Source organism: Streptomyces sp. NPDC048461 (assembly GCF_055587105.1).
Window position 1 is genome coordinate 265276 of the sequence record NZ_JBVJGW010000011.1, and the last position, 13397, is coordinate 278672.

Annotated in this window: 12 protein-coding genes; 9 read left to right on the forward strand and 3 right to left on the reverse strand. The window is 72.5% G+C overall.

All coding sequences use genetic code 11. From position 1 onward, the window contains the following. Positions 1-16 precede the first annotated feature (16 nt). The gene (locus tag ACZ6S8_RS21105) at positions 17-484 is read right to left on the reverse strand and encodes a metallopeptidase family protein (RefSeq protein WP_469457856.1); all 468 of its coding nucleotides are present in this window, start codon (positions 482-484) and stop codon (positions 17-19) included. A gap of 90 nt (positions 485-574) precedes the next feature. Between ACZ6S8_RS21105 and ACZ6S8_RS21110 the strand changes: the two genes are divergently transcribed. The 6 genes from ACZ6S8_RS21110 (at position 575) to ACZ6S8_RS21135 (ending at position 6218) form a co-directional block, all read left to right on the forward strand. Next, the gene (locus tag ACZ6S8_RS21110; RefSeq protein ID WP_383920832.1) at positions 575-949 is read left to right on the forward strand and encodes a DUF3499 domain-containing protein; all 375 of its coding nucleotides are present in this window, start codon (positions 575-577) and stop codon (positions 947-949) included. Positions 950-1029: 80 nt separating this feature from the next. Continuing rightward, positions 1030-2400 (forward strand): phosphomannomutase/phosphoglucomutase, encoded by a 1371-nt coding sequence (locus ACZ6S8_RS21115; RefSeq protein WP_469457858.1) that lies wholly within the window; start codon positions 1030-1032, stop codon positions 2398-2400. 205 nt (positions 2401-2605) lie between these two features. After that, positions 2606-2791: a Trm112 family protein gene (locus ACZ6S8_RS21120; RefSeq protein WP_469457860.1), complete on the forward strand. Its 186-nt coding sequence runs from the start codon at positions 2606-2608 to the stop codon at positions 2789-2791. 59 nt (positions 2792-2850) lie between these two features. Further along, the gene (locus ACZ6S8_RS21125; protein ID WP_469457862.1) at positions 2851-3984 is read left to right on the forward strand and encodes an SIS domain-containing protein; all 1134 of its coding nucleotides are present in this window, start codon (positions 2851-2853) and stop codon (positions 3982-3984) included. A 39-nt stretch (positions 3985-4023) separates the two neighbouring features. Then, positions 4024-5181 (forward strand): mannose-6-phosphate isomerase, class I, encoded by a 1158-nt coding sequence (manA, locus tag ACZ6S8_RS21130; protein ID WP_469457864.1) that lies wholly within the window; start codon positions 4024-4026, stop codon positions 5179-5181. Positions 5182-5252: 71 nt separating this feature from the next. After that, positions 5253-6218, forward strand: coding sequence for a cation diffusion facilitator family transporter (locus tag ACZ6S8_RS21135; RefSeq protein ID WP_469457866.1), 966 nt, complete (start codon positions 5253-5255; stop codon positions 6216-6218). Between the two features lie 85 nt (positions 6219-6303). Here the strand turns inward: ACZ6S8_RS21135 and ACZ6S8_RS21140 are convergent, their stop codons facing one another. Continuing rightward, positions 6304-8367: a fructose-specific PTS transporter subunit EIIC gene (locus tag ACZ6S8_RS21140; protein ID WP_469457868.1), complete on the reverse strand. Its 2064-nt coding sequence runs from the start codon at positions 8365-8367 to the stop codon at positions 6304-6306. A 374-nt stretch (positions 8368-8741) separates the two neighbouring features. Here ACZ6S8_RS21140 and ahcY point away from each other — a divergent pair, with 374 nt between their 5' ends. Beyond that, the gene (gene ahcY, locus ACZ6S8_RS21145; RefSeq protein WP_469457869.1) at positions 8742-10178 is read left to right on the forward strand and encodes an adenosylhomocysteinase; all 1437 of its coding nucleotides are present in this window, start codon (positions 8742-8744) and stop codon (positions 10176-10178) included. Between the two features lie 110 nt (positions 10179-10288). Beyond that, positions 10289-10915 (forward strand): hypothetical protein, encoded by a 627-nt coding sequence (locus ACZ6S8_RS21150; RefSeq protein WP_469457871.1) that lies wholly within the window; start codon positions 10289-10291, stop codon positions 10913-10915. On the opposite strand, the gene ACZ6S8_RS21155 is transcribed toward ACZ6S8_RS21150, so the two are convergent. Continuing rightward, the gene (locus tag ACZ6S8_RS21155) at positions 10912-11889 is read right to left on the reverse strand and encodes an RDD family protein (protein WP_469457873.1); all 978 of its coding nucleotides are present in this window, start codon (positions 11887-11889) and stop codon (positions 10912-10914) included. The two genes, ACZ6S8_RS21150 and ACZ6S8_RS21155, sit on opposite strands and share 4 nt — an antisense overlap. Positions 11890-12000: 111 nt before the next feature. Here ACZ6S8_RS21155 and ACZ6S8_RS21160 point away from each other — a divergent pair, with 111 nt between their 5' ends. Continuing rightward, positions 12001-13008: a stage II sporulation protein M gene (locus ACZ6S8_RS21160; protein ID WP_469457875.1), complete on the forward strand. Its 1008-nt coding sequence runs from the start codon at positions 12001-12003 to the stop codon at positions 13006-13008. Positions 13009-13397: the final 389 nt, after the last annotated feature.

The following is a 13397-nucleotide window of genomic DNA, read 5'->3' on the forward strand; positions in this document are numbered from 1 at the left end:
CGGTAAGGCCCGGACCTCAGTCCTGGCCGTACCGCGGGTCCACCGTCTCCGGCGAGAGGCCCAGCAGCTCCGCCACCTGCTCCACGACGATCTCGTGCACCAGCAGCGCCTTCTCGTCGCGCGTCTTCGTACGGATCTCCACCGGCCGCCGGAACACCACGATCCGCGCCGGACGGCCCTCGCGGGGCTCCTGCACCGCGCCCAGCGGCACCGCCTCGTCGTTCCAGCCGCTGTCCGCGCCGCCCGGCGGACCGGGCACGTCCCCGACGAGGAACTCCACCTCGGCCAGCTGCGGGAAGCGCCGCTCCAGCCGCTCGACGGAGTCCCGCACGAGGTCCCCGAACACCTCCGACCGGCTCGCCGACAACGGCACCTGGGGCGGCGCCAGCGGCCCGCGCATCCCGCGTCCGTGGCGGTCCCGTCGACGCTGGCGCGGCTCGGCGGGAAGATCGACCGGGTGGGGGGGAAGCGGGCTGTCCGTCACCCCCGCAGGGTAACCGCCGACCACGACACGGGGGGTGAGCGGCGGGAGAGTCGTCGCGGCCCGGTCAAGAGTGCGGTACGGTCCAACGTCGTGAGCCTTGTACGTCGCTGTTCGCGCACCGCGTGCGGCCGCCCTGCCGTCGCGACACTGACGTACGTCTACGCCGATTCGACCGCAGTTCTCGGCCCGCTCGCCACCTACGCCGAACCCCACTGCTACGACCTGTGCGCCGAGCACTCCGAGCGCCTGACCGCCCCGCGCGGCTGGGACGTCGTCCGGCTGTCCGACGGCTCCGCGCCGTCCCGCCCCAGCGGCGACGACCTCGAAGCCCTCGCCAACGCCGTACGCGAAGCCGCCCGCCCGCCCGAGCGCCCGGCCGAGCCCAACGGCCCCGGACGCGGCGGCCCGACCGCCGGCGAGACGCGCCGCGGCCACCTGCGCGTCCTGAGGTCGCCCGAGTCCTGACCCCCCTCCCCGCGCTCCCGGGGGCAAGCCCCGTGCAGGGTAGGTTTACCCACCGCACAGGACCTTCAGGAGGGCAGGCAGTGGCCGCAGATCTTTCGAACATCGTCAAGGCGTACGACGTGCGCGGGGTCGTTCCGGACCAGTGGGACGAGACCCTGGCCGAGCTGTTCGGCGCGGCCTTCGTCGAGGTCGTCGACGCCACCGCGATCGTGATCGGCCACGACATGCGTCCCTCCTCGCCCGGCCTGTCCGCCGCCTTCGCGCGCGGCGCCGCCGCCCGCGGCGTGGATGTCACCCTCATCGGGCTCTGCTCCACCGACCAGCTGTACTACGCCTCCGGCTCCCTCGGCCTCCCCGGCGCCATGTTCACGGCCTCCCACAACCCGGCGCAGTACAACGGCATCAAGCTCTGCCGCGCCGGCGCGGCCCCCGTGGGCCAGGACACCGGACTCGCGCAGATCCGCGCCCTGGCCGAGCAGTGGACCGACGAGGGCGCCCCCGCCGTCGCCGAGGGCACCGTCCCCGGCACCACCACCGAGCTCGACACCCTCCCCGGCTACGCCGCGCACCTCAAGGGCCTGGTGGACCTCACCGCGATCCGCCCGCTCAAGGTCGTCGTGGACGCCGGCAACGGCATGGGCGGCCACACCGTCCCCACCGTGTTCGAGGGCCTCCCGCTCGACGTCGTCCCGATGTACTTCGAGCTCGACGGCAGCTTCCCGAACCACGAGGCCAACCCCCTCGACCCGAAGAACGTCGTCGACCTCCAGGCCCGCGTCCTCGCCGAAGGCGCCGACCTGGGCATCGCCTTCGACGGCGACGCCGACCGCTGCTTCATCATCGACGAGCGCGGCGCGGGCGTCTCCCCGTCCGCGATCACCGCCCTGGTCGCCGCCCGCGAGCTGGCCCGCAACGGCGGCACCGGCACCGTGATCCACAACCTGATCACCTCCTGGTCCGTCCCCGAGGTCGTCCGCGAACACGGCGGCACCCCCGTCCGCACCCGCGTCGGCCACTCCTTCATCAAGGAGGAGATGGCGAAGAGCGGCGCCATATTCGGCGGCGAGCACTCGGCGCACTACTACTTCAAGGACTTCTGGAACGCGGACACCGGCATGCTCGCCGCGCTCCACGTCCTGGCGGCCCTCGGCGGCCAGCAGGGCCCCCTCTCCGACCTGGTCTCCTCCTACGACCGCTACGCGGGCTCCGGCGAGATCAACTCCACGGTCGACGACCAGAAGGCCCGCCTCGCCGCGGTCAAGGAGACCTACGGCGCCCGCGAGGACGTCACCCTGGACGAGCTCGACGGCCTCACCGCCACCGGCGCCGACTGGTGGTTCAACGTACGCGCCTCCAACACCGAGCCGCTGCTGCGCCTGAACGTCGAGGCCCGCGACGAGGCGACCCTCGCCGCGGTCCGCGACGAGGTCCTGGCCCTCATCCGCGCCTGACACCCCGCCCGCCCGGCGCCCCGGGCGCCCCGCCCCCGCAGCCCCCGCCCGGGGCGGCGGGGGCGCCGCCGGACCCCGCCGCGGGTCACCCCGGCGGCCGTCCCCGGGGGGCGGGACCGCGGCCGGACACCGCCGCACCGCACCGGGGGTGACTCGGCGGTACGCTGACCACGCCCCAACCGCATGTCCGAAGGGAAAGCGCCCCATGCCGCTCGAAGCCGGTCTCCTGGAGATCCTCGCCTGCCCCGCCTGCCACGCGCCCCTCCGGGACGAGTCGGCCGCCGAGACGGCCCCCGAGCTGATCTGCACCGGCCAGGACTGCGGGCTCGCCTACCCGGTCCGCGACGGCATCCCGGTCCTCCTCGTCGACGAGGCCCGCCGCCCCGCCTGAGCCGCCCCGCACCGCGAGACGCGCAGACTGGTTCCGTCACCCAACAGCCGGAGGCCGCCATGCTCGACGAGTCGCTCCTCGACGCACCGGACGCCCTCGTCCGCGCCGACCGCAGGGGCCTGCTCCGCGGCGCCGCCGAAGCAGGGGCCAGGGTCCGCACCGCCGCCCGCCACGCCGCCGAGGCGGGGCTCGGCGACCTGCGCCCCGACGGCCGGCCCCGCGCCGTCCTCATCGCCGGCTCCGGCACCGCCGCGACCGGGGTCGCCGACCTGCTCGGCGCCCTCGCCGGTGCCTCCGCGCCCGTCGTCCGGCTGGACCCCACCGGCGTCGCCCACGCCCCCGGAGCCCTGCGCTGGGCCCTGCCCGGCTGGGCCGGCCCCGTCGACCTGCTGCTCATCGCCACCACCGACGGCACCGAGCCCGGCCTCGCCCTCCTCTCCGAGCAGGCCTACCGGCGGGGCTGCACCGTCGTCGCCGTCGCCCCCGAACGCTCCCCGCTGAGCGAGGCGGTGGACGGCGCGCACGGGCTCCTCGTACCGATGGCCAAGGCCCCGTACCAGGAGTACGACGAATCCGCCGCGGCCGGACCCGGCGCCCTGTGGGCCCTGCTGACGCCCCTGCTGGTGCTGCTCGACAGGGTCGGCCTGATCACCGCCGCCCCCGCGACCCTGCAACTCGTCGCGGACCGGCTCGACCGCACCGCCGAACGCTGCGGCCCCGCCGTCGTCACGTACTCCAACCCGGCCAAGACGCTCGCCTCCGAACTGGCCGACTCGCTCCCGCTCATCTGGAGCGAGGGCGCCGGAGCCGGGCCCGCCGGGCGCCGCTTCGCCGCCACCCTCGCCGAGCTCGCCGGCCGCCCCGCACTGGCCGCCGCGCTCCCCGAGGCGCTGCCCGCCCACGGCGTCCTGCTCGCAGGCGCCTTCGCGGCCGGCGCCGATCCCGAAGACTTCTTCCGTGACCGGGTCGAAGAGCCCCAGGCCCTCCGCGCCCGCATCGTCCTGCTGCGTGACCGGCCGACGGGCGGCCTCAGCGCCGCCCCGGCCGCACGCGAGCTCGCCCTCGGCCACGACACGGCCATCAGCGAGCTCGAACCGGAGGAGGGCGTCGAGCTGGAACAGCTCGCCGAACTCCTCGCCGTCACGGATTTCGCCACCGCCTACCTGGCGTTGGCTTCCGGGGGACACGCCTGAGGTACACCTGCGTATCCGGCTCTATCCAGGAAGACCACGATGGACCGCCTGACGAACACGATCCGCCCCTACGCCTGGGGTTCCCCCACCGCCATCCCCACGCTCCTCGGGGTCGCACCCACCGGTGAGCCGCAGGCCGAGATGTGGATGGGCGCCCACCCCGGCGCCCCCTCCCGCCTCGACCGGGGCGCGGGCGAGACCAGCCTCTCCGACCTGATCGCCGCCGACCCCGAAGGCGAGCTCGGCGCCGCCGCCGTCGCCAGGTTCGGCCCCCGGCTGCCCTTCCTCTTCAAGATCCTCGCCGCCGGCGCCCCCCTCTCCCTCCAGGTCCACCCCGACCTGGCCCAGGCCCGCGCGGGGTACGAGGACGAGGAGCGCCGCGGCGTCCCGATCGACGCGGCCCACCGCAACTACAAGGACCCCAACCACAAGCCCGAGATGATCTGCGCGCTCACCCCGTTCGACGGCTTCTGCGGCTTCCGCAGGCCCGAACAGGCCGCCGACCTCCTCGACGGCCTCGGCGTCGACTCCCTCAAGCCGTACGCCGACCTGCTGCGCGCCCACCCCGAGGAAGCCGCGCTGCGCGAGGTGCTGACCGCCGTACTGACCGCGGACCGCGAGCAGATGGCCCGCACCGTCACCGAGACCGCGGCCGCCGCCGAGCGCCTCGGCGGCCCGTACGCGCCGTACGCCGCCCTGGTCCACGACTTCCCCGGCGACCCCGGGATCATCGCCGCCCTGCTCCTGAACCACTTCCGGCTCCAGCCCGGCGAGGCCGTGTTCCTCGGCGCCGGCGTCCCGCACGCCTACATCGACGGCCTGGGCGTCGAGCTCCTCGCCAACTCCGACAACGTGCTGCGCGCCGGGCTCACCCCCAAACACGTGGACGTGCCCGAGCTCCTGAAGGTCGTCCGGTTCGAGTCGGGCGACCCGGCCGTGCTGCGCCCCGAGGGCGACGAGGAGGAGGTCTACGAGACCCCCATCGACGAGTTCCGGCTCTCCCGCTTCCTCCTCGCCCCCGGCGGCGCCTCACGGACGCTGCCCGCGGACACCGCGCAGATCCTGCTCTGCACCGCGGGCGCCCCCCGGGTCGGCGCACTCGACCTGGCGCCCGGCGAGTCGGTGTTCGTACCGGCGGGCGAAAAGGCCGAACTGTCGGGAACCGGCACCGTATTCCGCGCGACGGTGATCGTCTGACGCGCCGTCGCCGGGGTAGCTGCAAGAATGTGCGGCCGGTAGACAGTGCCTAGGAAGGACACCCTGAATCCATGAGCGCGTCGGGCGGTACCAAGGCGATCGTGGCGGCACTCGCCGCCAACCTCGCCATCGCTGTAGCCAAATTCGTGGCGTACCTCTTCAGCGGATCCTCGTCGATGCTCGCGGAAAGCGTCCACTCGCTCGCGGACTCCGGAAACCAGGGGCTGCTGCTCCTCGGCGGAAAGAAGGCCAAGCGCGAGGCGACTCCCGAGCACCCCTTCGGGTACGGGCGCGAGAGGTACATCTACGCCTTCCTCGTCTCCATCGTGCTCTTCACCGTCGGTGGCATGTTCGCCATCTACGAGGGCTACGAGAAGATCCACGACCCGCACGAGATCACGCACTGGTACTGGCCCGTCGGCGTCCTCGTCTTCGCGATCATCGCGGAGTCCTTCTCCTTCCGCACCGCGATCAAGGAGTCGAACCTGGTCCGCGGGAACCTGTCCTGGCGCCAGTTCGTCAAGCGCGCCAAGGCCCCGGAGCTGCCCGTCGTGCTCCTGGAGGACCTCGGCGCGCTCGTCGGCCTGGTCCTGGCCCTCGGCGGCGTCGGCCTCGCCCTGCTGACCGGCAACGGCGTCTGGGACGGCATCGGCACCCTGTGCATCGGCATCCTGCTGATCGTCATCGCGATCATCCTGGCGGCGGAGACCAAGTCCCTGCTGCTCGGTGAGGCCGCGGGCACCGACGACGTCGACAAGATCAAGGCCGCCGTCGTCGACGGGCACACCGTCACCAGCCTGATCCACATGCGGACCCTGCACCTGGGCCCCGAGGAGCTGCTGGTCGCGGCGAAGATCGCGGTCAAGAGCGACGACACCGCGGCCGAGGTGGCCCGCGCGATCAACGCCGCCGAGGACCGCATCCGCGAGGCCGTCCCGATCGCCCGGGTGATCTACCTGGAGCCGGACATCTACAACGCCGCGGCCGCCACCGCGGCCCCCGACCCGGCGAAGGCCCCCGGCGGCGACGGCCACTGAGGGGGGCCCGGGCTCGCGCCCGGGACACACGTGAGGGCGCCCGCGGCCATCAGGCCGCGGGCGCCCTCACGCGTCGTGCGCGGTGCTACCGGATCTCGCGCAGCACCTCCAGGACCGCCGGGCCGTCCGGAGCGCCCTGCAGCCGCTCCCGGAACCCGGTGTCCATGAGCTTGCGCGACAGCAGCGCCAGGATGCGCAGGTGCTCGTCGCCCGCCGCGGCCTCCGGCACCGAGATCATGAAGACCAGCCGGGCCTTCGTACCGTCCAGCGAGCCCCACTCGATGCCCTCGCCGGACCGCGCGAAGCCGACCGTCGGGCGGATCACCGCGTCCGTCTTGGCGTGCGGGATCGCGATGGACTCGCCGAGGCCGGTCGTGCCCTGCGCCTCCCGGGCGAGGGCGACCCGTACGAGCTCGTCCACGTCCCGGACGTTCCCGGTGGTGGCCAGCATCTCCGCCATCTCGCGGATCGCCGCCTCCTTGGAGTCCGAGGTCAGCTCCGTCTTCACGGTCCGCCCGGTCAGGTACCCGGACAGCACCTCGGGCTCGTCCACGGCCGCGGCGGGCGCGGCGCTCTCCCGTACGGAGCCACCCGCAGCCGCGCCGGTGGCGACGCCCCCGGCCGCACCGGCCCCCGCACCCGCTCCGACCAGCACCGGCTCGGGCGCGAGCGGCTTCGGGCCGGCCGGAGCCGCGCCGCTCCGGCGCTGCTTGAGCCCGATCAGGGCGTTGGTGGTCAGCGCGGTGACGACGGTGCCCGCCGCGATCGCGACGAAGAACATGCCGACCCCGCCGACGGCGCCGAACACGGAGACGATCGGGCCGCCGTGCGGCACCGAGTTCGTGACCCCGGCGATGCCCGCGATGGCACCGGCCACCGCGCCGCCCAGCATGTTCGCCGGGATGACCTGCGCCGGCCGTGCGGCGGCGAAGGGGATCGCGCCCTCCGAGATGCCGAAGCAGCCCATGAAGAGCGCGGCGATGCCGGTCTCGCGCTCCTGGTCGCTGTACAGCTTGCGCCGCAGCTGCGTGGCCAGTCCCTGGCCCAGCGGCATGACGGGGATGGCGGCGGCGGCCATGCCCATGACGGTGTTGTTGGTGCCGATCAGGCCGACCGCGACGAGGAAGGCCGTCTTGTTGACCGGCCCGCCCATGTCGAAGGCGATCATCAGGCCGATGATGGCGCCGAGCAGGACCGCACTGGAGCCGGTCATGCCGTTCAGCCAGCTGGTCAGGTGCGTGAACACCCAGGAGATCGGCTGCCCGATCACGTAGATGTAGAACAGCCCCAGCGCCAGCGTCGACACGATCGGGATCACGATGATCGGCATGATCGGCTGGACGAACTTCGGGACCTTGACCTTCTTGATCCAGATGACCAGGTAGCCCGCCAGGAAGCCGGTGGCGATCGCCCCCAGGAAGCCCGCGTTCGCGTCGGCCTTGTAGATGGTGGTGGCGTCGGCGGCGAGGAAGCCGCCGATCATGCCGGGCACCAGCGCCGGCCGGTCACCGAGGGCGTAGGCGATGTAGCCGGAGAAGATCGGCAGCATCAGCGTGAAGCCGAGGGTGCCGAGCGCGTTGACGTAGAACCAGAAGGACCCCTCGTCGAAGGTGATGCCCTTCGAGGAGGAGTGCCCGCCGAGCGCGATCGACACGGCGAGCAGCAGCCCGCCCACGACCACGAACGGAATCATGTGGGAGACGCCGTTCATCAGGGCCTTGTACGCGGCGCTGCGCTCCCGGCCGCCTCCGCCTCCGCCCCCGCTCCCGCCCGCCGGGGCCGTCCCGGACTGCACCGGCGCGCTCTGGACCCGCTCGATGAGCTCCTTCGGCTTGTGGATGCCGTCGGCGACCCCGGTGGACAGGACCCGCTTGCCGGCGAAGCGCTCCCGGTCGACCTCCTTGTCGGCGGCGATGATGATTCCGTCGGCCTCCTTGACATCGTTGTCAGAGAGCACGTTCTCGGCCCCGATGGAGCCCTGGGTCTCCACCTTCATGTCGACGCCGAGCTCGTCGGCGGCCTGCTGGAGCTTCTCCGCCGCCATGTAGGTGTGCGCGATGCCCGTGGGGCACGCGGTGACGGCGAGCAGCTTGAGGCGCTTCTGCCCGCTTGCGCCCCCGCCTGCGGGAGGGCCGGCCGGACTGGTCACAGAAATCTCCTTCACGCCATGGGTCCTGCGGGGATCGCGCGGAAGTTCCGATCCACCGGCATCCTCCCGCACACAGGAGGTGGATTAAAAGTCCGAAAGGCCCCGAAAGCTCCTGCCGGAGGGCCCGACCTCCGCAGACGACTCTTCCCCCGGGCGACTGGGGCACGCGCCGCCGATCGGTGTAGATTCGTCATCAGTGTCAGGCGTCGCTGCTGATGGCGGTCGGGCGGTCTTCGCGACCGGCCGAGGGGAGAGAGGGCCCCCGACGGACTGTGCTCGGTGTTCCATCCCCCAGACTCGTCCGGGGTACCCCAGCCGTCCGGCGCACGGCCCAGAGCCGTACCCACCCTCTCGAACCATGAGGAGCAGCACCCATGGACTTCAAGGTCGCAGACCTCTCCCTTGCCGCCTTCGGCCGCAAGGAGATCACCCTGGCCGAGCACGAGATGCCGGGTCTGATGTCGATCCGCGCCGAGTACGCGGACGCCCAGCCCCTGGCCGGTGCCCGCGTCACCGGCTCCCTGCACATGACCGTGCAGACGGCCGTGCTCATCGAGACCCTCGTCGCCCTCGGCGCCGACGTCCGCTGGGCCTCCTGCAACATCTTCTCCACCCAGGACCACGCGGCCGCCGCCATCGCGGTAGGCCCGAACGGCACCCCGGAGGACCCCCAGGGCGTCCCCGTCTTCGCCTGGAAGGGCGAGACGCTGGAGGAGTACTGGTGGTGCACGGAGCAGGCGCTGACCTGGCCGAACACCCCCACCGGCGGCCCGAACATGATCCTCGACGACGGTGGCGACGCCACCCTCCTCGTCCACAAGGGCGTCGAGTTCGAGAAGGCCGGCGCGGCCCCGGACCCGTCCACGGCGGACTCCGAGGAGTACGCGTACATCCTCACGCTGCTCAACCGCACCCTTGGTGAGAACCCGCAGAAGTGGACGCAGCTCGCGTCCGAGATCCGCGGCGTGACCGAGGAGACCACCACCGGTGTCCACCGCCTGTACGAAATGATGGCCGAGGGCACCCTGCTCTTCCCGGCGATCAACGTGAACGACGCCGTGACGAAGTCGAAGTTCGACAACAAGTACGGCTGCCGCCACTCCCTGATCGACGGCATCAACCGCGCCACCGACGTCCTCATCGGCGGCAAGACCGCCGTCGTCTTCGGCTACGGCGACGTCGGCAAGGGCTGTGCGGAGTCGCTGCGCGGCCAGGGCGCCCGCGTCATCGTCACCGAGATCGACCCGATCTGCGCCCTCCAGGCGGCCATGGACGGCTACCAGGTCGCCACCCTCGACGACGTCGTGGCGACGGCCGACATCTTCATCACGACCACGGGCAACAAGGACATCATCATGGCCTCCGACATGGCCAAGATGAAGCACCAGGCGATCGTGGGCAACATCGGCCACTTCGACAACGAGATCGACATGGCCGGCCTCGCGAAGATCGACGGCATCGTCAAGGACGAGGTCAAGCCCCAGGTCCACACCTGGAAGTTCCCCGACGGCAAGGTCCTCATCGTCCTGTCCGAGGGCCGCCTGCTGAACCTCGGCAACGCGACCGGCCACCCGTCGTTCGTCATGTCGAACTCCTTCGCGGACCAGACCCTGGCCCAGATCGAGATCTTCACGAAGCCCTCCGAGTACCCGACCGACGTCTACGTGCTGCCCAAGCACCTCGACGAGAAGGTCGCCCGCCTGCACCTCGACGCCCTCGGCGTCCGCCTCACCACCCTGCGCCCGGAGCAGGCCGCGTACATCGGCGTCGACGTCGACGGCCCGTACAAGCCGGACCACTACCGCTACTGATCCCCGCGGATCCGCAGCAGCCCGCCCGTCCGAGTCAGGCCCCCGGCACACCTGCCGGGGGCCTGCCCCGTGCGCACGCACGATCCCGCGAACGACCCAGGGAGGACGCCGTGCCCCGCGGCCGCTACTCGCTCCACGACCCGCACGACCGCACCCCCCTCGGCGAGGAGCACTTCCACTGCGCGCCCGGCCCCTCCGGCTGGCGCTACGTCTCCCAGCTCACCGCCCCGAACGGCGACCACCGGGGCTCCGTGGACCTGGCCGTCGACGAACTCGGCCGCCCCATCCGCCTGGAGGCCAACGCGTCCAGCTGGCAGGTCCGGGGCGCCGCCATCGACGGCGTCACCTGGGTCCGCACCGATCCCGCCGGCCGGGAGGCCACCGAGGGCAACGTCCGCGCGCCGGGCTTCACCGGCACGTCACCGGCCTTCCTCGTCGCGACGGCCCGCCTGCTGCGCCCCGCCGTCGGAGCCCCGGCCACCCGCGTACGGCTCGTCGCCCTCACCGACCCGGTCCTGGCGCCCCGTACGGTCGACCAGGCCTGGGCCCTGCTGCGGCGCGAGGAGCACCCCACGGACAGCGGCCCGCTGCTCGTGGACACGTACGAGGTCAGCGCCCTGGACACCGGAGAGGTGCACACGGTCCACATCGCCGGGGACGTCGTCCTGTCGGCACCGGGCATCGAGCTCGAACACCTGGAGACCCCGCCCTCGACCTTCCCGGACCCCGTCGGCTAGGCGGGCGGCGCGAACCCGCCACGGTGCCGCGGCGCCTCCGGCTCCGCAGGCGCGGCGGGTGCGGCGTACGCGGGCGCGGCCGGCGGGGCCACCGGGGCAACCCCGCCCGGAACGGGAGCCGGGGTGTGAGCCGGCGCCGGAGCGTAAGCCCCGGACGCGACCGGGGCCGGAGGCCCGGCCGGGAGCCGGCCCGGCGCCCCGCCCGGAAGGCCGTGGCCCGGCGCCGCACCCGCGAAGGCCCGCGCCGCGTCCCGCGATTGCCGCTCGTGCACCACGGCCATCAGGTACGCGGCGGCCGGCACCCCGGCCGGCGGCGGCGTCCCGGTCCGCGCCACCAGGTCGTCGGCGAGCTTCGCGGCCATCGCCGCCCCCACGTGCGGATCCAGCTGGGACATCCGCGTCAGGTACTGGCGTATCGCGAGCCACAGCCCGTCCGGCACCGCCGACAGGTCCAGCCCGGCGAACCGGCCGGCCAGCCACGGGGGCGGCGGCGGAACCGGCATGACCCGCGCCCCGGGCACCCGCTCCCGCACCACCAGCGTCCCGGCGAACACGTCACCGAGCCGCCGCCCCCGCTCGGACGCGAGCGAGGCGATGCAGGCCACGGACCCGAACGTCATCAGCAGTTCCACGACCCCCATGGACCCGCGCACCAGCGCGTGCCGGAAACGGATCGGCCCGCCGTCGTCCCGCACCACCCGCAGCCCGCAGGCCAGCTTCCCGAGCGAGCGCCCGTGGGTCAGCGTCTCCACCGCGATCGGCACGCCGACCACCAGCAGCAGTCCGCTCGCGACCGACACCGCCGCCTGCGCGGCCTCGTCCAGGGTGGACATCGAGAACGCCAGCCCGATCATGACCAGCAGATAGACGAGCAGGTAGACGAACAGGTCGAGGACGTAGGCCACGGCCCGGCTCGGCACCCTCGCGGGCCGCAGCCCCAGGACCACCGCGTCCCCCGTCACCAGATCGCTCACCGCAACACCCTTCACGTGACCTGACCCGCCCCATCGGCATCCAGTCTGCCAAGCTGACCACATTAGGAGTAGGCAGAAACTGGGGACCTGGGGCAGGGGAGCGGCAACCGGATGGATCTCGACGTCTTCGTGACGGCACACCGGGCGGAATGGGACCGCCTGGAACAGCTCCTGGGCCGCGGCCGCAAGCTCACCGGCGACGAGGCCGACGAGCTCGTCGCGCTCTACCAGCGCACGTCGACACACCTCTCCCTGATCCAGTCCAGCGCCCCCGACCCGATGCTCACCGGCCGGCTGACCCAGCTGGTCGCCCGCGCCCGGTCGACGGTGACGGGCACCCGCCGCGCGAGCTGGCGCGACGCGGCCCGCTTCTTCACCGCCGGCTTCCCGGCCGCGGTGTACCGCAGCCGCCGCTGGTGGATACCGACCGCGCTGCTCTCCACCGCGGTCGGCGTGCTCATCGGCTGGTGGATCGCGACGCACCCCGAGGTCCAGGGCGCGATCGGCGCCCCGGAGGACCTGAAGGCGCTCACGCAGCCGGGCGGCGAGTACGAGACGTACTACTCCAGTCACCCCGCGGCCTCGTTCGCGGCACAGGTCTGGACGAACAACGCCAAGGCGGCGGCCCTGTGCCTGGTCCTCGGCGCCTTCCTGGGCCTGCCGGTGCTCTGGATCCTGTTCCTGAACATGGCCAACGTCGGCGTCGGCCTCGGTCTGATGGCGGCCGCCGGCCGCCTCGACGTCTTCCTCGGCCTGATCCTTCCGCACGGGCTGCTCGAACTGACGGCGGTCTTCGTCGCCGCGGGCACGGGCCTGCGCCTGGGCTGGACGGTCATCGACCCCGGCCCCCGTACCCGCCGCACCGCCCTCGCCGAACAGGGCCGCGCCGCCCTGGGCATGGCCCTCGGACTGGCGGTGGTCCTGTTCGTCTCGGGCCTGATCGAAGGCTTCGTCACCCCGTCCGGCCTGCCGACCTGGGCCCGCATCCTGATCGGCGTCGCGGCCGAGGCCGCCTTCCTCGTCTACGTGTACGTGCTGGGCGGCCGGGCCTCCCGCGCGGGCGAGGTCGGCGACGTCGAAGCAGCCGACCGAACGGCGACGCTCCCCACCGCGGCCTGATGTGCGTACGGGTCCGCTGAGCTGCTAGTCTCCTCGTCGTCCCGCAAACACCGTTGACACGGACCGCGCGGGGAGGTAGATTCGAACGGTTGCCTCGAACTGGACAAGTTCGGCAGCGATGGTTTAAAGTCTCTCTCGCCCCCAAGGAACTCGATTCCAGTGGGGCCGCATTCGACTCCTCGTCCAGGAATCTGAAGCCGGGAAATCCGGTGGAAATCCTCTGATAGAGTCGGAATCGCCGGAAAGGGAAACGCGAAAGCGAATACCTGGAAAGCAAATCCCGCTTCGACCGGGAATCGGACACGAAAGAGTCTGATAGAGTCGGAAACGCAAGAACAGAACGAAAGCCCGGAGGAAAGCCCGAGAGGGTGAGTACAAAGGAAGCGTCC